At 60.5% G+C, this 21,575-nt stretch carries 17 protein-coding genes; 1 reads left to right on the forward strand and 16 read right to left on the reverse strand.

Annotated features, from left to right (window positions below):
- Positions 1-33: 33 nt before the first annotated feature.
- The 16 genes from C5750_RS16795 to C5750_RS16870 all read right to left on the reverse strand — a co-directional run bounded on the left by C5750_RS16795 (position 34) and on the right by C5750_RS16870 (position 20,774).
- On the reverse strand, positions 34-1,653 hold the full coding sequence (locus C5750_RS16795) for an ABC transporter substrate-binding protein (RefSeq protein ID WP_105735087.1): 1,620 nt from the start codon (positions 1,651-1,653) through the stop codon (positions 34-36).
- A gap of 30 nt (positions 1,654-1,683) precedes the next feature.
- Positions 1,684-2,604 (reverse strand): ABC transporter permease, encoded by a 921-nt coding sequence (locus C5750_RS16800; RefSeq protein ID WP_105735088.1) that lies wholly within the window; start codon positions 2,602-2,604, stop codon positions 1,684-1,686.
- 1 nt (position 2,605) lies between these two features.
- On the reverse strand, positions 2,606-3,454 hold the full coding sequence (locus C5750_RS16805; RefSeq protein WP_105735089.1) for an ABC transporter permease: 849 nt from the start codon (positions 3,452-3,454) through the stop codon (positions 2,606-2,608).
- Entirely contained in the window at positions 3,454-4,035 is a 582-nt protein-coding gene (locus C5750_RS16810; protein WP_105735090.1) for an ANTAR domain-containing response regulator, read from the reverse strand. Before C5750_RS16810 ends, C5750_RS16805 begins: the two co-directional genes overlap by 1 nt.
- Entirely contained in the window at positions 4,032-5,168 is a 1,137-nt protein-coding gene (locus tag C5750_RS16815) for a transporter substrate-binding domain-containing protein (RefSeq protein ID WP_105735091.1), read from the reverse strand. Before C5750_RS16815 ends, C5750_RS16810 begins: the two co-directional genes overlap by 4 nt.
- 214 nt (positions 5,169-5,382) lie before the next feature.
- On the reverse strand, positions 5,383-6,402 hold the full coding sequence (galE, locus tag C5750_RS16820; RefSeq protein WP_105735092.1) for a UDP-glucose 4-epimerase GalE: 1,020 nt from the start codon (positions 6,400-6,402) through the stop codon (positions 5,383-5,385).
- Positions 6,403-6,532: 130 nt separating this feature from the next.
- Positions 6,533-7,720 carry a polysaccharide pyruvyl transferase family protein gene (locus C5750_RS16825; RefSeq protein ID WP_105735093.1) on the reverse strand — a complete coding sequence of 396 codons (1,188 nt, stop codon included), beginning with the start codon at positions 7,718-7,720 and terminating at the stop codon, positions 6,533-6,535.
- Positions 7,721-7,758: 38 nt separating this feature from the next.
- The gene (locus C5750_RS16830; RefSeq protein ID WP_105735094.1) at positions 7,759-9,087 is read right to left on the reverse strand and encodes a glycosyltransferase family 4 protein; all 1,329 of its coding nucleotides are present in this window, start codon (positions 9,085-9,087) and stop codon (positions 7,759-7,761) included.
- A complete protein-coding gene (locus C5750_RS16835) occupies positions 9,084-11,327 on the reverse strand; it encodes a hypothetical protein (protein ID WP_105735095.1) in 2,244 nt (747 codons plus the stop codon). Before C5750_RS16835 ends, C5750_RS16830 begins: the two co-directional genes overlap by 4 nt.
- Before the next feature lie 11 nt (positions 11,328-11,338).
- Complete coding sequence (locus tag C5750_RS16840) at positions 11,339-12,127, reverse strand: hypothetical protein (RefSeq protein ID WP_105735096.1); 789 nt, start codon at positions 12,125-12,127, stop codon at positions 11,339-11,341.
- A 21-nt stretch (positions 12,128-12,148) separates the two neighbouring features.
- Positions 12,149-13,411: a glycosyltransferase family 4 protein gene (locus C5750_RS16845; protein WP_105735368.1), complete on the reverse strand. Its 1,263-nt coding sequence runs from the start codon at positions 13,409-13,411 to the stop codon at positions 12,149-12,151.
- On the reverse strand, positions 13,408-14,250 hold the full coding sequence (locus C5750_RS16850; RefSeq protein ID WP_245421145.1) for a class I SAM-dependent methyltransferase: 843 nt from the start codon (positions 14,248-14,250) through the stop codon (positions 13,408-13,410). Before C5750_RS16850 ends, C5750_RS16845 begins: the two co-directional genes overlap by 4 nt.
- Positions 14,247-16,508 (reverse strand): glycosyltransferase family 2 protein, encoded by a 2,262-nt coding sequence (locus C5750_RS16855; protein ID WP_105735097.1) that lies wholly within the window; start codon positions 16,506-16,508, stop codon positions 14,247-14,249. Before C5750_RS16855 ends, C5750_RS16850 begins: the two co-directional genes overlap by 4 nt.
- A gap of 76 nt (positions 16,509-16,584) precedes the next feature.
- Positions 16,585-17,298 (reverse strand): calcium-binding protein, encoded by a 714-nt coding sequence (locus C5750_RS16860; RefSeq protein WP_105735098.1) that lies wholly within the window; start codon positions 17,296-17,298, stop codon positions 16,585-16,587.
- A gap of 291 nt (positions 17,299-17,589) precedes the next feature.
- On the reverse strand, positions 17,590-19,008 hold the full coding sequence (locus tag C5750_RS16865; RefSeq protein WP_105735099.1) for an HlyD family type I secretion periplasmic adaptor subunit: 1,419 nt from the start codon (positions 19,006-19,008) through the stop codon (positions 17,590-17,592).
- The gene (locus tag C5750_RS16870) at positions 19,005-20,774 is read right to left on the reverse strand and encodes a type I secretion system permease/ATPase (RefSeq protein WP_105735100.1); all 1,770 of its coding nucleotides are present in this window, start codon (positions 20,772-20,774) and stop codon (positions 19,005-19,007) included. Before C5750_RS16870 ends, C5750_RS16865 begins: the two co-directional genes overlap by 4 nt.
- A 200-nt stretch (positions 20,775-20,974) precedes the next feature.
- On the opposite strand from C5750_RS16870, the gene C5750_RS16875 reads away from it, so the two are divergent.
- Complete coding sequence (locus tag C5750_RS16875; RefSeq protein ID WP_105735372.1) at positions 20,975-21,544, forward strand: MarR family transcriptional regulator; 570 nt, start codon at positions 20,975-20,977, stop codon at positions 21,542-21,544.
- Positions 21,545-21,575 lie beyond the last annotated feature (31 nt).

Genomic DNA, 21,575 nt, shown 5'->3' on the forward strand with positions numbered 1-21,575 from the left:
GTTCCCCGGGGATGGGTCGAGGTCAGGACCGGCCTATTGCTTGACGTAGATCGCGTCGTAATTGATGACACGGGTCGGATCGACATAAATCTTGTCCGAACCGCCCATGCGCGGCGACTTGGCCACAACGCGGCGCTCGTTGATCACGGGAATCCACGGCGCATCGGCCATGATATCCGTGAAAATCTTGCCCCAGACCGCCGCCCGCTCGGCTGCCTTGGCCGGATCGGACATGGAGTCCGCCGCGACCGCACGCTTGTCGAGATCGGCATTGCAGTACCACGACCAGTTCCAGCCGCCGCTGACCGCCCCGGAGCAGCCGAGGATCGGCCCGTAGAAATTCGACGGATCGGGGAAATCGGCAATCCACGCCATGCCGCCCGACCAGATCATCGGGGCTTCGCCTTCCGTGCCGCCCGCCGCAATCACGTTGGACTGCGCCAGCGCGCGCACTTCCGCCTTGACGCCGATAGCGGCCAGATCCTGCTGGATGGCCTGCGCGATGCGTGGCTGCGGATCGGTGTTGGTGGAATAAAGAACCGTCTGGAAGCCGCTGGGGAAACCGGCCTCGGCCAGCAAAGCCTTGGCCTTGGCCACGTCGTAGGCATAGCCGGCATAGCTCTTGTCATAGCCCGGCATGGCCGGCGGCAGCGGCTGGCTTGCCGGCGTGGCGCGGCCGTTGAGAATGCGGGTGATGCGCTCCTTGTTGACGGCCATGTTCACCGCCTGGCGCACCTTCACATTGTCGAAGGGCTTGACCTTGGTGTTGAGCGTCACATAGCCGGTGTGGAGCTGGTCGCCATCCACGATCATCTGCGCACCGGCGGGAGAATTCTTGATCTCGAGGAATTTTGCCGGCGGAATGCCGTCACCGGCAATATCGACCTCGCCCTTTTGCAGGCGCAGAAGGGCAACGAGCGGCTCCTGGCCGACTTCCACCGTGAACTTGTCGATATGCGGCATGTCCTTGACGAAATAATCGGGATTGCGCGCGAAGACGAGACGCTGGCCGATGGTCCATTCCTTCAGGACAAACGTGCCCGAGCCAACCGGCTTCTTGCCGAAATCACCACCGGCAGCCTCGACAGCTTCCTGCGGGACAACCGAAGCGAAGTTGATGGCAAGCACATGCAGGAACGTGGCATCCGGACGCGACAGATGGAAGACCACCGTAGCCGCATCCGGCGCCTCGATGCCTTCAAGTGTCGTGGTCTTGCCGCCTGACAGGTCTTCATACCCCTTGATCGCACTGAAGAAGCCGGCACCGGGGCCCTGTGTCTTCGGATTGACCGCACGCTCGATCGAGTATTTGACGTCGGAGGCCACAAGCTCGCGGCCATTGGTGAACTTGACACCCTTGCGCAGCTTGAACGTGTAGGTCAGACCGTCAGAGGAGACATCGAACGTTTCGGCAAGGGACGGAACCAGATCAGGCGTTCCGGGCGTATAGTCCATCAGGCGCGAGTAAAGGCTCTTGATCATCGACCAGTTGACCCAGTCATAGCCGACGGCCGGATCAAGCGTGGCGATATCGTCCTTGTAGGTGATGAGCACATCGCCGCCCTGTTTCGGCGTTTCCTGTGCCCATGCGGGCAGCGGCGATAGGACAAGCACCGTTGCCATGGTGGTATTGCGAAGCCAGCGGTTTAACATTCTGTTCCCTTTTCTTGTTCTGGTTGAAATTCAGCGCGCACGGATACGCGGATCGATCAGCGGCGCGATGATATCGGCAAGCAGGTTGCCGAGAACGATCGCGAGCGCGGAAACGAGGGTCACCCCCATGATGATCGGGATGTCGACCTGTTGAATGGCCTGCCATGCCAATTGACCGATGCCCGGCCAGCCATAGACCGCTTCGACGACGACGACACCGCCCATGAACTGGCCGATATCGATGCCGATCATCGCGATGATCGGCAGGAGCGCATTGGGCAGGGCGTGGCGCAGCACGATGCGGACCGACGAGAGGCCCTTGGCCCGCGCAGTGCGCACATAATCCTGATTGAGCACATCGATCATGGCCGAGCGCACCATGCGCGCATACCAGCCGGCGCCAAGAATGCCGAGGGTGGCCGCGGGCAGCACCACATGGGCCGCCGTTCCGAAGCCGCTCATCGGGAACCAGCCAAGCGTGACGGCAAAGACGTAGAGCAACAGCAGGGCGACAACGAATTGCGGCGCGGAGACGCCGACGAACGAAGCCATCATCACGACGCGGTCGACCACGCCGCCGCGGCGCAAGGCGGCGATGATCCCAAAGATCAGGCCGAGGACGACTTCAACGGCGATGCCTGCGGCCATCAGGATCAAGGTCGCCGGAAGACGGGCAAGGATCAGTGCGCCGACATCGGTCTTCTGCGCATAGGAACGGCCGAGATTGCCCTGCAGAATACCCTGCAGATAGGTCCAGAACTGCACGAGCAGGGGCTGATCCAGGCCAAGCTCGCGGCGGATATTGGCCACCGTCTGTGCGGTAGCGCTGCGTCCGGCAATCATGCGCGCGGGATCCGCCGGCAAGGCATAGAGCAGCAGGAACGTAATCGCGGCAACGCCAAGCAGGATCAATGCAGTTTGCACGAGGCGGCGCAGAACAAGCAGAGCCATATCAACCCCTCCCGCGCTGGGTGGGATCGAGAATATCGCGCAGCGCATCCCCGACCAGATTGAAGGAAAGCGCTGTCAGAAGGATGATCGCACCGGGAAAGAACACCAGCCATGGCGCCGCCTGAAAATAACTCTGGCTCTCGAAGATGATGTTCCCCCAGGAGGGCTGCGGCGGCTGCACGCCGATACCGAGGAAGGAGAGGGTGGCTTCCAGCAGCACGGTCGTGGCGATGCCGAGCGTTCCCCAGACAATGGCCGTCGGCATCAGATGCGGCAGGATATGCACGAACAGAATGCGCAGATGCCCGGCCCCGAGCGACCGCTCGGCGAGGATGAAATCGCGCTCGACCAGTCCGCGCGTTTCCGTGTAGACGATGCGCGCCACCTGCACCCAGTTGACGAGCGCAATGACCATGGCAACGATCCACAGGCTTGGATGCAGCAGCGCCGCAAGGACAATGGCCAGCAGCAAGGCGGGGAATGCCATCATCAGATCGGTGAACCGCATGAGCAAGCCGCCGATGGGGCCACGCAGATAGCCGGACAGGATGCCGACCATGAGCCCGATGCCGACCGCAATCCCGTTGGCGACAAGGCCGATGATCAGCGATGTGCGTGCACCGAAGAGAAGCCGCGAAAACAGATCGCGTCCCAGCGTGTCGGTCCCGAGCAGAAACTGCGCGCTGGGCGGCAGCGGTGCGCCCTCAAGCGATAACCCGTCGAACATCTGGTCATCGGGACTGTAGGGCGCAATCAGCGGCGCGCCCAATGCCAGAAGCACGACGAGCGCAACGACAATCAGGCCGAACATTGCAGACGGCTGGCGCAGCATGCTTTTCAGAACGCGCATCAGCCAGCCTCCGGCAAGGGTTCAGCCCCGGCAAGAATAAGCGCCGCGACCTGTTCCATGGGGAACCGCCGCTGCATCGCGCAATTGCGCAGGATGCTGTAGGCATGCTCCTCGTCGACATTGCGTGCCGCCATGATTTTCTGAACGGCTCCATGCACCAGCGGGCGAAGCCGCACGCGTTCTTCAAGATGCTGGAGCTGCCTCAACGCCACGGTCCGTTCCGCATGAATGGCAACCGCCATCACAAGCGTGGGATAGACCGCAGAGGCTGCAACCGGCTTGGCAATGATTGCACCGGCCCCCTGTTCCATGGCCCATGCGATACGGCCCGGCGCTTCCGACCCGAGCAGGGCGACGACAGGCAGCGGCGCCTTGCTGTCATGCCAGGGCAGAAGATCATCCCAGCCCTGGTCCGCGTCGACGAGGACAATGTCGGGCAGATCCGTGGATGCCAGGGGCTCCCATTGTACCGAGACATGAAGACCAAGCAGCTTGAGCTGGCGGGTCAGACGGTCGGTCGTGGCATCGGGCCGATGCAGGATCGTGGCGCGCCAGCCGGTGAAATTGGGGGTCTCTCTCATGAAACGATCCGCAATCTGACCGGCGTTTTGGTGCGGCGGCGGGTGAGATAGGGATCGGCGGCAATCGCCGGCTGCGCATTGACGATGTCAAAACCGTTGAGGTCATTGATGCGGCCAAGCAGGAAGGGCAGCGCCATATGGTTGGTGTCGGGATCGATCCGGACAGGACCGAACACCGTCGACAGCGGCACGCCAGACAGGGCGCGGCGAACCGCCTGCGGCTCGTCGGTCCCTGCAGCGACAATGGTCTCGCCGCAGAGCTTGACCGCCGCATAGGCGCTGGCGAAAATATTGGACAGGCGCCGCTGCGGCCCGAACCGCCTCGATGCAGCAGCCTTGAAGGCGAGATTTTCCGGCGAGACGAGGCTGTCGAAATAGGCCGCGACGGAAAAATGTCCGGTCGCCACGCCAGCGCCGATCTCGTCCAGTTCGCACTCGGACAGATCGCAACTGACGACCGGGCAGTTTTCCGGCAGGAACGCAGAGTCCCTGTCACCGAGCGCCCTGAAGGCCCGCAGGAAAGCGTAGCTTGCCGGTCCGATCAGATTGTTGAGAACGAAGCTCGGCCGCCGCTGTTCGATATCGAGGATGATGCGCTCGACCGCGGTTTCCTCCAGCGGCAGGTAGCGTTCTCCCAGCACCTCTCCGCCCGCCTTGCTGATCAGCTCGCGCGCAAGCCGGTTCATCTCCCATCCCCACACATAGTTCGCACCGACCAGATAGGGCCGCCGGCCATAGCGCGGCAGGAGGTAGTCGAACAACGGCAGCAGATGCTGATTGGGGCACGCCCCGGTATAGATCACGTTTTCATTGGCCTCGAACCCCTCATAGGGGCACATGTACCAGAGCAGGCCGTCATGCTTTTCGACGAGTGGAATGACTTCCTTGCGGGCAATGGATGTGATGGTTCCGACAATGTGGCGGCAGCCATGTTCACGCAGCATGGAGCGGGCCCCTTCGAGATAGTCGGGGATATGACCCTGCGGATCGATGAAGACGGGTTCGACGGCACCGGGATAAGCCGCCCGGATCTCGTCCATGGCAAATTCGGCCCCGTCGCGGCTGTCACGGCCAATGGCGCCATACGGCCCCGTCGTCGAATAGAGAATGCCAATTTTTACCGCGTCGGCCATGTCCCCCCCAAAACCAAAAACCCCATGACGCAAGCTCCCATCGAGGATGGGGCGTCATGGGGCGAAACTGCCCGTCGACTATCGAAGTCATGTGGATGCAGACAAGCCACTGCTCAATCTGCAGGCACGATTAAAATACGTGCATACGCCCCTTGTCAAGCGGGTATCGGGCAGAATCCCACCATGGCGATCAATGCGGGCAAGCAAGCCGGGATTATACGGCGATGCGTGCCTCCGACTGTTCCTGCGCCTTCATGATGGCAAGCTGCCGCTCCCACGCCAGAGCATCGCCGACGATCAGATCGAGGTCGGCGCGTTTCGGTTCGAAACCGAACACGGTGCGGACACGTTCGTTGCCTGCCACCAGCACCGCCGGATCGCCCGCACGCCTCGGCGCAGTCCGGACCTCGAAATCCACGCCCGACACGCGCTTGACCGCATCGATGATGTCAAGGACGGAGTAACCATAGCCATAGCCGCAATTGGCGGCGGTGCTGGCTCCTCCGGCCTCCAGATAGTTCAGGGCGCAAAGGTGCGCCTGCGCAAGGTCGCTGACGTGGATGTAGTCGCGGATGCAGGTGCCGTCGGCTGTCGGATAGTCCGTTCCATACACCTCGATATGCGAGCGCTCGCCCGTCGCCGCCTGGCTGGCGATCTTGATGAGGTGCGTGGCGCGTGGAAACGACTGCCCGGAGCGCAATTGCGGGTCGGCACCCGCGACGTTGAAGTAACGCAGCGCCACATAGTTGAAGTCCGGATGGGCCACGGCCGCATCGCGCAGCATCCACTCGGTCATCAGCTTGGACGTGCCATAGGGCGAGATCGGCTGATGCGGCATGGTTTCTGTGATCGGTGTGCGCTCCGGTTCACCGTAGACCGCAGCGGTTGACGAGAAAATGAAATGCCTGATGCCTTCGGCAATGGCCGCTTCCATCAGGGAACGCGATTGCACGGTATTGTTGCGGTAATAATAAAGCGGATCGCGCACGGAATCGGGAACGACGATCGAACCGGCGAAGTGCAGGATCGCCGTCACATTGTGCCGGCGGATCAGATCGCGCACCAGCGTCTGATCGCCGATGTCTCCCTGCACAAAAGGCACATCATCCGGCACCAGCCAGGCGAAACCGCAACTCAGATCGTCAAGGACCACGACCGGCCGGCCGGCATCCTTGAGGGCAAGCACCATGTGGCTGCCGATATAGCCGGCGCCACCAGTAACAAGAACAGTCATGGGGAGGAACTCCTGAAACTTTGTTTGAGATAGTGATGGGGTGGAGCGGCGTGTGCCATGTCTATGACCTGTCTTACATCTCCTTTCCTAAGGTTTGCTTTCCTCCCGGGAAATTCCGATTGTTTGCTGTCTAAGCGACCCTTCGGGCCGCATCCGATGCGCGCCTGCCCGTTTCGGTCATCTTGTGATCGACGCCGTTTTCGGTCAGGAAGATATTCATCTCGCCATAGGTCTCGAACCAGGCGCGATTGTATTGATCGAAAAGCGATTGATCCCAATAATCCTCCAGCCTGAACGGCTTGCCGCCAAAGACATCATAACTCGGGATCTTATAGGTCTCGGCGAATTCCGCGGTGCGGCTGTCATAGGTGAAATAGATCGACGGCACGCCATTGGCCAGCGCCATGAGATTGCCGTGCAGGCGGTAGCCGAGAACCAGCTGATGCGCGCGAACCAGGGTTTCGTAATCCGCAACCACGTCGGAATAGTACATGCGCTCGCGGTAGAGCTTTTCGATCGCATCGTCGAAATACCAATCCGAGACCCAGCGGTTCGCCTTCAGCGCGGCGATGGCGTCTTCCTTCTGCTCGCCGGTGCCGAAAACCATCTTCTTTTCTTCCACTTCGCCCTGCGCCATCAGGGTGATATCGAAGCGGTTCGCCATCTCCTTGATAAGGTCGCGGTGCAGGGTCAGATAGCGCTGGATATCCTGTGCATAGGTCGGCGAGACCTCGCGGCGGACCGTCACACCCACCTTTTTCACCGTGTCCAGTGCGGGCAGTTTTATGCGCAGATGCTGGTTGTTCCGCCGGAACGCCGTGGGACAGCCGATGACGCGCACATTCTTGATGCCGATATCGTTGAGCACCTGGGCGGAATAGGCACCGCGCACACCAACGGAGGTGGCTGAATCCGCAATGAGGCGCCAAACCGCCTTGGACTCCTCCGACAATTCCAGCTGTCCCTTGACCGGGGCCTGCGCGCCAACGCCGAAGGCGATGACGGGCAGCCCCAGGCGCTTGAGAACCGGGATGGTGTCGCGCCAGTTCATCTCCCTGTTGATGTAATTGGACCCGCGCAGAATGACATAATCATACTCCTCGCGCAGCTGGTCGATCTTCTCCATCGGCGGTCCTGCGATGGGAAGTTCCGCCACCTTCTCGTAGTTCATCAGCTTCAGGGATGATTCAAAGACGAAGGCATCACCGATATTGTGGTAGTGATCGATGCTGCGCTGAATGTCGCTGTGTTTGTACCAGCGGACATTGTCGTGATCGTAAACTTCTCCGGCGGGGATCATTACGAGGACGCGTGCCATGAGGTATTCCTTCTTTTGGCGATGAAAGCTGGATAGAATCAGCTTGCTTGGGAAAGAACAACGTCAGTTCTTGCAGCTATTGTGAGTGGCTGCTGCCGGCTAGATTTAAGCAATTCACCATAGAGAGCAAGGTGTTCCTGAGCACAGTCGATATAGTTCACGGGATTCCGGATAGTCTGATGCAAACGGTCCCAGATTGAGGTGTCGCTGAGTACTTCGGTGAACCGGTCGGCCAGGTCTTCGGCACTGCGCACACGGAAGTGAAGACCATCCAGCCCATCCCGGACTTTTTCGGCCATGCCGCCAATATTGGAACAGATCACCGGACGCCGGTGGTGCAGCGCCTCCTGGATCACAATCGGCGAATTCTCCCACCAGATCGACGGCATCACCACCCAATCGACCGGCTGCATGAGACGCGGCATCTCGGCATTCTGGTAAGCGCCGTAAAAGCGCACGCGCGACCCCGCCTCTTCGATCAGTTTTCGCATGCGGTCCTGGAAGTCGCGCGGCTGCTTCTCCAGATTGCCGCCAAAAATCATCAGGCGCGAATCCTCGCCCCATGTTTCCTCAGGCACACGCGACACCGCATCGATCAGGACATCGATGCCCTTGAACGGGGTTATCTGCCCGAAATAGGCGAAGCGGTTGCGCCGCGGCCTTGGGCCCGCCAGCTCGCGCGGCGGTGTCACGCCATCGATGGCGATGCCATTCTCGATCACCCTCAGCTTGGCGGGATCAAGCCCCCACTCCTTGTATCGTCCGGCCAGGAATTCGCTGGGTGAGACAAAGGCATCGGCAAGCTCGAGCATGCCGCGGATGAAGCGTTCCCGCTTGAGGAAGCGGGCCGGGGGGACATCGGGAAAGCAGGCATGGCAATCGATGGGCGAAGCCTCGTTGCACAGCTTCGCCGAGCTTGCCTTCACCATCTGCCCGTCATTGTTGCAGATCGACAGATATTCATGAAAGGTCATGAGAATGACGGCGTCGGGCAGCGCCTCGCGGATGGCATAAAGCGTTTCCAGCCCAAGTCCGAGCACATGGTGGAAATGCACCACCTGCGGATTGAGGTCGCGGACAAAGCGCAGGAGATCGCGGCGGATTTCATCGGTGTTCTTGTTTGACAGATAGAAGTGGTCATATTCATCGGCGTGGAACAGGATTTCATCGCTGCTGCGCCGCATGCTCATCAGCGCCGTGGTGCCATGCCGCGGAATGGGATGCCCGGCGCGCGCCAGGTAGACGGACTGGACACCGGGCAGGCTGTTGAGCCCCTTGTGCAGATTATAGGATGCAATTTCGCCGCCTCCCAGGGAAATGCTGGGATGGGCGTGGGAAATCACCAGAACCCGAAGCCGTTCGGTCATGCTGTTTCCTCTGCAGAAACACTGCGCTTGTTGGAAAGATTGTTGGCCCAGCGCCCGTCGAAAACCTGCCGGTCGATGCGTTCGATGAGGGCAATGGTCGAGGCCTTGTCGGACACGGATATATCGTCGGACCCGAGCATCTGCGCCGACGGCAGCCAATAGGATTTCAGGCCCGCCTGCTTGAGCTTGAGGCCGAGGTCGAGGCCCTTTTCATGCGTGCCAAGATATCCGCGGGTAAAGCCGTTGACGGAGAACAAGGCGTTTCGCGGCAGGACGCAGCACTCGAATGTCGCCGTTGCCACTTCCGTCGTTTTCATCCCCGCCACGGCATCGATGGGATAGCCGGCATAACGGCTGATCAAGGCGCGGTCGGATTGCGCGCCCGCCACCCATGTTCCGGCCCAGCGAATGGAATCATCCTCATAGGCGAGCGTCGGAGACAGCACGCATTCCCCGCGGGCATCATAGGCCGAGAGCAGTTTCTGGAACCATCCCGTGCTGCGCGGCAGGAGTGACGCGGCAAGAAAGACCACGCTTTCCGTGGAAACCGCCCGCGCGCCGACCTCCATCGCATCATACAGATCCTCGGACCCGCTGGCGGAGACAAGGCGCACGCACAGCCCGTAGAAATCGGCCAGCCTGCGCAGTTGAACGCCAATACGGTCAATGATATCAGTGGCCGCCGCAACGACAATCGGCGCCTCGCGCGTCTCCGGATCGAGCGCCAGCAGGGCGAGAAGCGGACCGATCTCCTCGACGCGTTCGTCCACACCGATGATCAGCGCCGGTCCGGCAGCATTTTCAAACGCGCCGAGATCAACGACGCCGAAAACCTCGGGAGCCGGCCGGCTGACGCCGCGCAACAGCGGAACAAGCTGCTGGTCAACGATGTGGCGCAGCGCCCAGGCGTTCGGATCGATGGCCCGAATCTGCCGGACAACCGCGTCGCGCGATGTGATCCGGGTCGGCGTCAAAGGCATGAAGGCCCGCCGGGAATCGCTCAGCTCCAATTCGATATAGAAGGGAGCCGTGCTGTCGCCCGCAAGCTCCGGGGCAAAGGCGACGAAGCCATGCGCATGGCGATTGGGGTCCAGCCCGGCATTGAATGGCGGCTGGTTGTCGAACTCCCGCGTCACATCCGCCCGGTCCACCCGGGTCCAGTTGCCGTCCAGCTGGATTTCGCCGCGATGGCGGCGCAGCTTGACCGACTGCACGTGATTATCGGGGTCGAGCAGCCAGCCGGAGACAAGCAGACCGCTGCCTTCGACACGAAACACATTGTCGATGCCCATGCGGACCGGAAAGGGAAGACTGGATATGGTTTCCGTGCCGTCGAAGCGGTTGGCGGCCGAACGCAGGCGAAGCAGAATCTCGGTCGAACTGCGCATGTTGGGCAGAATGGCCCGGACGTGGTTCGGGGTTTCCCGCGACCCGGCAAGCAGGCGGCGGTCATAAACCTCGATAAACCGCCAGCCGCGCCGGCCGCGAAACAACAGGCGCTCGATGTCATTGGGCGAAATGGGCTCGTTCGCCAGCAGCAGCCCGGCAAAACCGGATGCCTGCTCGCTCACATCGGGGCGTGCGAAAACGCCGATGGCGCATTCGGCGAGGGATGGCGTGCGGCCGCTGATCAACAGCCGCGTGACGGAGGGTGTCAGGTCCTGTGCCCAGCCCTGCACGAAAATCTCGCCCTCGTCGCTGCCGCCGATCAACTCGATAACGCCATCGGAGCGCGCACCGGCCTGCAGCAGGATGGTAATGGCCGAAAGTTTCTTGCGGCTGATGGGACCGGAAATCAGCCCTTCAACCAGCCCGTCGATCGCACCCGGCAAATGCGCTCCGGCAAGATCGGCAATCATGGCCGCCAGATCGCCGATGGCGGCGGCACGCGCGGCAAACGAATAGCGGGATACCTTTGCCTTGTGCTGAAACATGATGGTCTTCAGCTGCACGCGGCGCAGCACGTTCGTCGGCACGATTGCGACAAATCCGTGCGTGCCGGCTGGCGACGGTGCCTTCAGCGGCCAATTGATGAAGGTCGCTTTGACACTCATGGCGGGATCGCCATTGAGAAAGACCGTGAGCTGTTCGGGCGTATGGCCGCCGATGCCCATGATGAGCACCAGCGTATCCTCGACCGGGCAGCCGACAACCATTTCGCCTTCCATGACAATGGAATTGCGCTCCGGTGCCTTGGCGGTCTTGGGGACAGGCAGCAGTTTTTTGTCGTCGCGAGTCATCTATGCCGCCCTCAACGCAGAACCCCGACGGCCATGAGCGCGCCCGCGGCAAACCCCACCAGGACGAACAGCAGCAGGAACAGCGGTCTGGCATCGCCGCCGGCGCGCTTGTGCAAAAGCTCCAGACGCTTCTCCAGTCCCGCCACGACACCGTCCATCCGCATCAGATGCACGTCGAGTTCCGTCATGCGCTGATTGAGGTCGCCGCGCAGCCCTTCGATCGAACCGGCGACACCGCCGAGATCGCCCGGCGTTGCCCCGCCCGTACCATCGATGGTGGCGGCGGGCCGCTGCAGCGAACGCTGGCTGACCTGCAACTGCCGCTGGGCTGCCATCAGCATGTCGAGCTTGTCGAGAATGCGGGTCATCGGCGCGGCGATGAGCGCTTCGGCCGCCTGCTCATCCGGCTTCGGCACGCGCAAGGACTGCTCCACGCCTGCGCCGCTGATGGCCACGACAACCAGTTCACCGGCGCGCGCCGATGCAAACTGCGGCAGCATCACGTCAAAGGCATGAATGCCGTCGCCGACGCCGTTGCGCTTGAGGTCAGGGCGTTCCTTGTCGGCCACCGCCTCGGCAATCGGCTTGCCATCCAGCAGGACCCGAATGGTCAGCCTTGCGCCCGGCGCCTGCGGATCGAAGGCCCAGCCATAGAGCCGGCCGGCATCGACGGCATCCACGCGGCCCTTCAGGAGTTCGCCGCGCACCGCCTCGGTTTTGGCAGGTCTGGCATTGTCCTGTTCCGGGATCGTGGTCGGCTTCACGGAGGCCTGCGTCGGTACTTTGGTCACTATGGACATGGAAGAGTCCTTTCTGATTGATCAGGCAGCCTCGACACGGTCAAGCCGCAGCGTCTCGATCAGATCGAGATACCGTCCGGCTGTCGTGTCGATGGTGTCGGGGTGGCGTGCCCCAAGGGAAAGATGCGCGCGCAGATCGGCATCTTCGGCGATACGCCGCATGGCAGCTGCCAGTGCCAGCGGATCGTTCGGGGGGACGGTCAGGCCATTGACGCCATTCTCGATCATTTCGGCCATACCGCCAATATTGCTGGTGATGACGGGACACTCCTGGCCCTGGGCCTCCTGAATCACCAGCGGCGCGTTCTCCCACCAGATTGACGGCATGATCGCACAATCGACGGCCGCAATGTGATTGCCGATATCCTCGCGCCGATAGGCACCGCGCCTCTGCACAAACGGTGCGGTTTCGGCAAAGAGCCTGTCAATATCGGCAACAAAGGTTTCACTCTGGAACGGCGCGGCACCATGGACACGCAGCTCGAAATCAAAGCCTTCGGCGATGAGCTGTTTCGCCGCCTCCAGAAGGACGGTCGTGCCCTTCCACGGGTTGAGATTGCCGAAATAACCGAAGACCGGCTTGCTGCGGGCCGGCGCAGCAGGCTTTGCCGCCAGCGGCCGCGCGGGCTGCCCGTTGGCGATGACATGGATCAGTTCTGCGGCAATCCCCCAATCCACATAGCGCTGCTTGAGAAATTCACTGGGGGAGACGAAGGCATCCACCACGCTCAGAAGCGATTTGAGATGACGTTCGCGCAAAACGAACTTGTCGAGTGCGATGTCCTTGAAACAGCTGTGGCAGCGGTCCGGACTGGCGCCATAGCAGAGTTCCTTGCCGCTTGTGCGCACCATCAGGCCATCGTGATGGCAGATGGGGTAATAATCGTGCAGGGTGAGGACAATGCGGCATTCCGGCAAGGTCTGGCGGACAATATGCGGGAATTCCGCGCCCAGCAGCAGCAGATGATGCAGGTGGACAACATCCGGCTTGAAATCCCTCAGCAGTTCGACAATGTCGGGGACAATGCCGTAGAGATCGACCTGACTCATGAAGAACCGGTCGAAATGGCCGGACCACAGCAGGATTTCATCGCCCTTGTCGCCGATGCTCTGAAAGCTCGTGCCAGGTCTGGCTTCCCGGTGAATGTGATTGGTCGCACCGAGAAACAGGGCTTCACATCCCGCCCTCTGATAGGCGCGGAAAAGATCGTGCGCGAAGATTTCCGTGCCGCCGGGATGCAGGGACGGATGATTGTGGGCCGCAACGAGAACACGGGCCATTATCTGTCGCCTCCGGGACCGGCAATGAAAACGTCCTGATAATGATCGGCGGCAACACCGCGCCAGTGCCCGAGCGACTTGCTGAAAACCTGCAGCCCGGCCCGCGCCAGCGCGCGATCCAGAAACCCGTCGTCGAAGCCGACCGCGGCGAGGGGCGGCAGTTCCGGCACGAACCAGCACGGCCCCTCATCATAGCGCTGGAAACCCAGGCGCCTGTCGCGCTTGCCCAGCGGATTGTCGGCAGCCGTCTTGTCGACCACGAACGCCGTCATGAACAGGCGCCCGCCGGGCGCAAGCACCCGCGCCACTTCCCGCAGGTAGACGCTGACTTCCTCGTCGGGAAGATGCGTGACCACCGAAGTCATGATGACGAAATCAAACTGCTTGTCCTCGAAGGGCAAGCGGAGCGTGAGACCGTCGATTGCCCCCTTCGGATTGTACAGGGAATGAGCAATATCCATGTAGCGGAATTCGAAATTCGGATAGACCGGCGTGATCTTCTGCTGGCACCAGTTGATGCCGCCGGACACCGGATCGATGCCGCAATAGCTGCCCTTGGCCGGATCGATATATTGCGTGAGCGGCACCGCCATGCGGCCGATGCCGCTGCCGATATCAAGCACGCGGCTGTCCGGCCGCAATCCGCCCTTGCGGATGAAATGGCCGAGAAACTCCGAGCCAACCGCCTGGAAATCGCCATCGCCGACAAACACGCTGTCCGGATCGGGACAGGGCAGGAACCGGTTGCGCCGGACGGCTTCCATCAGCCAGTCGACATACTCGTCGTGCACGGGGCTGATCGGCTCGGCCTGGGCGTTCTTGAGTGCGATAACTTCGGTCAAGCAGCGCTCCTTTCAGACTTTGCCGCGATGAAGGGCGCAACCGTGTCTTGCGCCGCTTCATCACGGTACGTCGTCATCAATTCCGTTATGTCGTCGTTCCAGCGCTGGGTGTGCAGCCATGAATTGTACTGGCTTGCCAGCCCCCGCATGTAATCGGCACTGCGGCGGATGGACCGCCGCTCGAAGTGATAGAGGGACACATCAGGCGCATAGGCGATGTGGAAGCCGATCTGACGAATTTTCAGGCACAGGTCGCTGTCTTCGTAGTCGCCGATAATGTAGTCCTCGGTAAAACCGCCGACGAGATCGTAGATGTCCTTGCGTGTCACAAGGCAGGCTCCGGTCACTCCCGGCACGGTGCGGGGGACCCGCGCCGGCGCATAGGCGCCCGGCATGCCCTTGTAGAAATGATGGTTGAGCCAGATACCTTTCTGGTCGCGGGCAAAGTAAAGCCCGGCGTGCTGCAGCGAACCATCCTCGAACAACAGGCGCGGTCCGATGGCACCCAGCTTCTTCTGGTCGAGCAGCGGCTGCGTCAGGGCCTGGAGCCAGCCATTGGCACAGGGCACCACATCGGAATTGAGCATGACCAGCATGGTCCCGTTGGCGAAGCCCGCTCCGGCATTGCAGGCACGGGCATAGCCGCTGTTGCGGTTCATCGTCACCAGCCGGAAGGGCAGGCCGTGCAAGATGTGCAGCCCGCCCAGCATGTGCTCCGTATCGTCCTGGATTTCCGGGGAATCGAGCACAAAGATCAGCTCGGCATTGGCAACGAGCCACGGATCGGTGGCCATCGCCGAAAACTGGAAGCGCAGGAAATCCAGGTTGCGATAGAGCGGAATGACAATCGACACGGCAGGCGCAGCGGGCAGGGCGCCGTATTCCTTGGTGTCGGCCACCTTCACCGTCTTGCCGAGCCTGTGTTCGACCTCCTGCAGGGCAGGGGCGAGAATATTCTCGAAGACCTGATCGCGCGCGTGCTGCGGCGGCACTGCCCGCAGAATGCGGTTGCGCTGGGCGGATGCTTCGAATGGCTGCAACGGCGGCACCAGTGCGGCCGTTGCGCCGGACGCCAGCCGCATCTGGAAGCGCGGCTGCAGCAGGGGGCCAAGGTTTTTGCTCTGGGGAAGCCAGGCGACAAAACCCGTTACATCCGCGCCGAATCCGTCTTCCCGTTCCCCTGTCTTGCCGGGAAACTTGTAGAAATTGGGCTGCAGCGGCAAAGCCCCGCTGCTGCCGGAAAGATATTCAACGCCCGACAGCATGGCGGAGGGATCGTGGCTCCAGCCGCCCACCAGCAGGCCGCCCTGAAGCGCGAGGGCAAGATCGATCTCGGCAGCCGGATGCGTTGCGGATTTTGCGATCTGGCGCACCGTCAATGGTGCGCGCGTCTGCATGTCGATGGCCGTGGCAAGCCCGGGGCCGGTCGCCTGCGCCATTTCCCGGATGAGAAACTCGCGCAGATCCATGTCCCCATGGCGCTTCGCCCACCACTTTTCAAAATCGGCGGGCTGGCCGTCCCCGTCGGAGAGCCTGCGCACCGCAACGCCGTTCCTGCCGGAAAAGACCAGATGCAAAGACTGCGGCAGCGGACGGAGAGATTCAACCAGAAGGTGACACGGTTGCCCGCCGCGTTTCGACTGGGTTCCCATGACAAGCCGCGTCGGCAGGATCGTCACCGCGCTTGGACTGATGGCATAGATCGTGGTGATTTCGCCCAGGACCGGATCAATCGCCGTTTCCAGCAGATATTGACCGTCGATGGGTTGGCCGCACAGGCGCGCCGGGCGCGGCTCGGGTGCCAGCGCCAGCATGATTTCACGCGCCGCGCTGGCAAAGATCTGGTTTTGCGAAAGCCGGAACGTACTGCGCCACGTGCTCAGCACATTGTTGAGCAGCTTGATGTGCCCGGCAGCCGACAGATTGGCGACGGCGCTGTTGACGTCAAAGGATGCCAGCTCATCGGCGGGATACAGGATGGTCTGCGCCGTTGGCCCGAGCGATCCTGCAGACAGCGTCAGGCTCACGGGTTCATCCTTGGTGCGCATGGCCCAAAGAATGCGCTGGCCGCCGGTTTCGAGCGGAATGTTGAGGCTGACAAGGGGAACCAGCTGTTCCGGTGCCTCAAGCGTGCATTTTGTCGAGGCTCGTATCGTACCGGGGATGTCCCAGATCACGACAGCGACATCACCACACAGGCGCGAGATGGAAATATTCTCCGTATCGCCCGCAATATCCGTCGAATGGTCGAGGTTCAACACGTTGCCCTTTCATTCACAGCGGAAAGAAAAACGTGCCCGGCCGGAAAGCTGGGCACGCCAATTTTTGTAAAAATCAATGAACGACGAAGTACTGGTCGGGATGTGCCTGCACATCGTCGTAGCTGGTGTTTACGAGGGTGACGCTGTCGCCATGGCCGAGATCGACCACGACATTATTGCCAACCTGCGTAACACGATCGGCCAGATCCTCGGGAGAATGGATTTGGAGACCGTTGATATCCTTGGAAATCTGAAGGATGTCTTCACCAGGGGTAAAGTCCAGGATGACGTCGTTGCCGCCGCCGCCGCTGAAGTGGAAGATATCGTTGCCGGCACCGCCTGAGAGGATGTCGTTGCCAGCACCGCCGTCGAGATAGTCATTACCGGCACCGCCCTGAAGGACGTCATTGCCGGCACCGCCGAACAGAATGTCATTGCCATTTCCGCCCTGCAGAATGTCATTGCCAGCGTCGCCGAACAGAATATCGTTTCCGTCGCCGCCGCTCAGGATGTCATTGCCTGTGCCGCCGTGAAGGATGTCATCGCCTTCACCGCCATACAGGGTGTCATTGCCTTGATCGCCGAAAAGGATGTCATTACCCGTACCGCCGAACAGGGTGTCGTTACCGTGTCCACCGAAAAGGATGTCATTGCCCTCATCGCCGAAGATTATGTCGTTTCCGTTTCCGCCAAAGACGAGATCATCACCACCATGGGCGTGGATGAAATCGTCAAAACGCGAGCCAAACAAAACGTCGTCGTAGGCGCCGCCTTCTAAAGTGGCCATCTGCTTCTCCTTCTGTCTGCTTTGAGTTTCGATCAGCCGGACACGTTCCAGCCATCGATGCTTTGACGATTGTGCGCTGCACCAAATCGAAATGCAACCTAGACTAAGAGTATAAATGTGGCATTCGCGAGTAACAAATTATTACTGAAATGTATTACTCAACATTTTGGAAAAAGACTCTAATTTATATTTACCTATACAATAATTCATCAATAGTTGTTCTTTGATTGTAATTTATTTCAAAATTTGAAATATTGGTCAAAACCCTTTGTTTAAGGGAATTTATTCCAATTAATCCTCTCTGAATGCTCGATTTAAGCTGTCCGATATTGGCGAAATAATATAGTCGATCGCCTTGCGCGCCTTGTGGACGATGATGACCTCGGCGGGCATTCCGGGATAAAGTTTGACCGACGGATTGGCCGCCAGCGACTTCGGCATGATTTCCGCGCGGGCAACGAAATAGGCGGTGTCGGTCTTTTCATCCAGCACCTGGTCAGCCGCGATATAGCTGATCTTTCCATCCAGCGGCGTCAGCGAACGCTGATTGTATGCCGTCAGGCGGATTTGCGCCTGTGATCCCATGGAAACGCTGTCCACATCGCGCGGGCTGATTTTCATTTCCACCACCAGGGGTTCGTTTTCAGGCACGATGTCCATCAGCGCCTCGCCGGCGGCCACGACGCCGCCTGGCGTCCTCAGGCGGATATTGGCGACGACGCCCGCCTGCGGCGATTTGATTTCCACGCGGCGCATGACATCCTTGGCTGCGACAATCCGCTCTTCCGTATCCGCAAGATCGGTCTGGTTGGTGGTAATCTCGCCGGCAATTTCGGATTGCAGGTCGCTTTCGATACCGATCAAGGCAAACTCCGCGCCGGCCTTGGCCTGCTCGGCCTTTGCCTTGTCTCCGGCATATTGACCGCGATTGCCCGCCAGCTCGCTCAGCTTGGTATCGATTTCGGTCAGCTTGGATTTTTGGGCAAACCCCTTGGCAACCAGCCCGGCGATGGCATTGCGCTGTTCGGTGATCAGCTCGATCTGCCGGTCCGTCGCGGCGACCTGCGCCGCGGATGATTTGGCCTGTTCGGTATATTGCTCGATGGTCTTCTTCTGCACGTCCGTGCGGCTCATTTTCTGCGCCGAGCGCTTCTGGAAGAATATGCGCTCCGCCTTGACCGCATTCTCGCCAGCCGCGTCGCCGGGCCCGCCGAAATGCTCTGGGAACGTGATTTCCGCTGCCCCTGCCTGCTCGGCACGCAGCCGGGCAAGCTTGGCGATCAGCCCCGTTCGGCGGGACTGCAGCGACTGCAATTCCGCCCGGGCTTTCGTATCGTCGAGCCGGATCAGGGGTTGGCCGACCTTGACCTCGTCGCCTTCCTGCACGAGCAGGCGATCGAGGATGCCGCCCTCCAGATGGCTGATCGTCTTGCGTTTCGAATCGACGATGACCGTGCCCAGGGCGACAGCCGCACTTCCCAGCTCGGCGGAATAGGCCCAGCCGAAAAAGCCGCCGAACGCGATGGCGATCGTCGTGATCCCGGCAATGATAAGCCGGCGCAGCGGCGACTTTGCATCCTCGTTCTCAAGATCGATCACCCATTCCGGGCGCACCGTTCCGAATTTGGTCAGGGCCTGCCTTTCACCCGATTCAGCGCGCGGCGCCAGCAGCTGGGTGAAACGTTTGGAAACAATCGATTTGCCGGTCATGATCCTGTCGCTCCCATTTTGGGACCTGTGGGTGTGATGGAAGCCACCACGTCGGTGCGCGGGCCAAACTGGGTGATTCGGCCGTTTTCCAGCACGAGCAGCTTGTCGGCCACCTGCATGATGGTCGGGCGATGTGCGATCATGACGACGATGGCGCCATCATCGCGCGCCTGCTCGATGGCGCGCATCAGGGCCCTTTCGCCGACGGCGTCGAGATTGGCATTCGGCTCATCCAGCACGATCAGGCGAGGGCGGTTGTAGAGGCAGCGCGCGAGACCGATCCGCTGGCGCTGGCCGCCGGACAGTGTCAGACGGCCATCACCGACCGGCGTGTCGTAGCCCAGGGGCAGGCGGCCAACCATCTCATGCACATCGGCAAGACGCGCTGCCTCCAGAACACGGTGCGGGTCGCTTTCGCCCATCCGGGCGATATTGTCCTTGATGGTGCCGTCGAGCAGGGCCACCGACTGGGGCAGATAGCCGGCGATTTCACCGAACGAGCTGCGCTCCCACAGATAAACGTTGTTGCCGTCGAGAAAGACCCCGCCCGAGGTTGGTTTGACGATACCGATCATCAGCCGCGCCAGCGTCGATTTGCCCGCCGCAGACGGTCCGACAATGCCAAGCACCTCCCCCGGCGAAAGGGAAAATGAAATGCCCTTGATGATCGGCATTTCGACGCCCGGAGCCGCGTAGACAAGCTTGTCGATGATCAGATCGCCATGCGGACGCGGCGTCGGCATGGTCTGGCGGACGGCGAGATTCTGCGCAAGCAGGGCCTGGATCCGCTGCCAGTTTCCGATGGCGTTGACCCATTGGCGCCATGTCTCCACCACGTGATCGAACGGTGCGAGAAGACGGCCGACGATGATGGTCGTGGCAATCATCGCACCGGCGGTGATTTCCTGCTGCATGGCCAGGTACGTCCCGGCACCCAGGGCGCCAATCTGGATCATGAACCGCAAGGTGCGGGCGATGGTCCCCATGGCCCGGCTGCGCATGCCGCCCGCATCCATCAGGTCCAGAGCGTTCATCTGCGCCGTGCGCCAGCGCCGCGCCAATGCGGGCAGCATGCCCATGGCCTCGATCACTTCCGCATGGCGCAACGTGCTGCCGATTTTCGAGACGGCCTCGATGTTCGCCTGATTCGCATCCTTCACCAGGCTGCGCGTCAAAATGTCCGTGATGACACCGCAGGCGACCAGCACGATGACCGAGACAACGCCGATAATGCCGAAAACCGGGTGGAGAAGGAAAAGCACGGTGAGAAAGATCGGGGACCAGGCAGCATCCAGCGGCGCACTGACGGCCGATGAGGTGAGGAATGTCCGCAGTTCCGTCAGATCGCGCAGCGCCTGGGTGGCTTTGGGCAGCCCCTGATCCACCGACGCCTGAACCGCGGCTGTCAGAATCGGCAGATTGAGCCGGCGCACAAGCGCGCTGCCCATGGCCTGAAACGACAAGGCGCGGATGAATTCGAGAATGCCGAAAACGATCAGGGCGCCCGCCGCCAGGATGCTCAGCATGACCAGCGTGTCCATGCTCCGGCTGTTCAAAACCCTGTCATGCACCTGAAGCATATACAGGGGTACCGTGAGCTGCAGCAGATTGATGCAGGCACTCAGCAGAACCGCATAAAGGAGGCCCGACAAGAACACCCGACGCGCACGGAGAATGAGGGCCCGAGGTGCCGGAACCGCATGCGTCGCCGCATTTTTTCCAACATTGCTCTTGCCATTTGCATGGTTTTGACGAGTATCACTCATGTGTAATCTGCCTTGGAAATGACACAGCTGCCCGTTAGCCCGATTGAACTTGGTCTATCGCAATAGACTAGTAAAGTAATACCGTGCAGAATGTGACAGAAAAAAGTTCATATGGTGGGGAAAAAAGCAAAGGAGACCTTGGAATATACTTGTAACTTACTTCAAATTTTGAAGTAAAATTGATGATGGAGACAAAGATGATACAGAAACTTCTACACGAAGGAGTGGAAGTCGAAACATCTATTGACGGTTATGATGCCGCCGATTTTCCTGAAATTACAGCGGAAAAACAGGGACATAGACATCCAGTTCATACCGTTGTGGTGACACACTTCGAGCTGGCCAGAATGATTGAGAGAGTAAATCGCCGGTTCGCGAGCCTGCTGAGGAGCGAGCTGACGAAGCTGGGGATTGAAGACGTTGGCCCGGCCCAGGCGATGGTTCTCCTGGCCATTGGCGACGTCGAACTTTCAGTTGGAGAACTCTTGGACCGGGGTCATTATATCGGCTCCAATATCTCCTACTACCTGAAGCAGCTCGCCGATGGGGGATACATCGACAGGGTTGCCTCCCAGCGCGACAAGCGGTCCGCAAGGATCCGCTTGACTGACAAGGGCGAACAGCTTTGCGCCAATCTGCGCAATGCTGGCGGCGCGTACAACCGCGTGCTCGCCCGGGATGATGACGATCTTCGCAATCTGGAAATCGCATTCCAGACATTGCACAGGCTCGAACTGGTTTGGGGCAATGCCGCTCGTTACGGCATCTGAGCCCCTGTCAATTCGTGTTCTGATGTCTGGA

The sequence above is a fragment of the Phyllobacterium myrsinacearum genome (assembly GCF_002980555.1).
GTDB lineage: Bacteria > Pseudomonadota > Alphaproteobacteria > Rhizobiales > Rhizobiaceae > Phyllobacterium > Phyllobacterium myrsinacearum.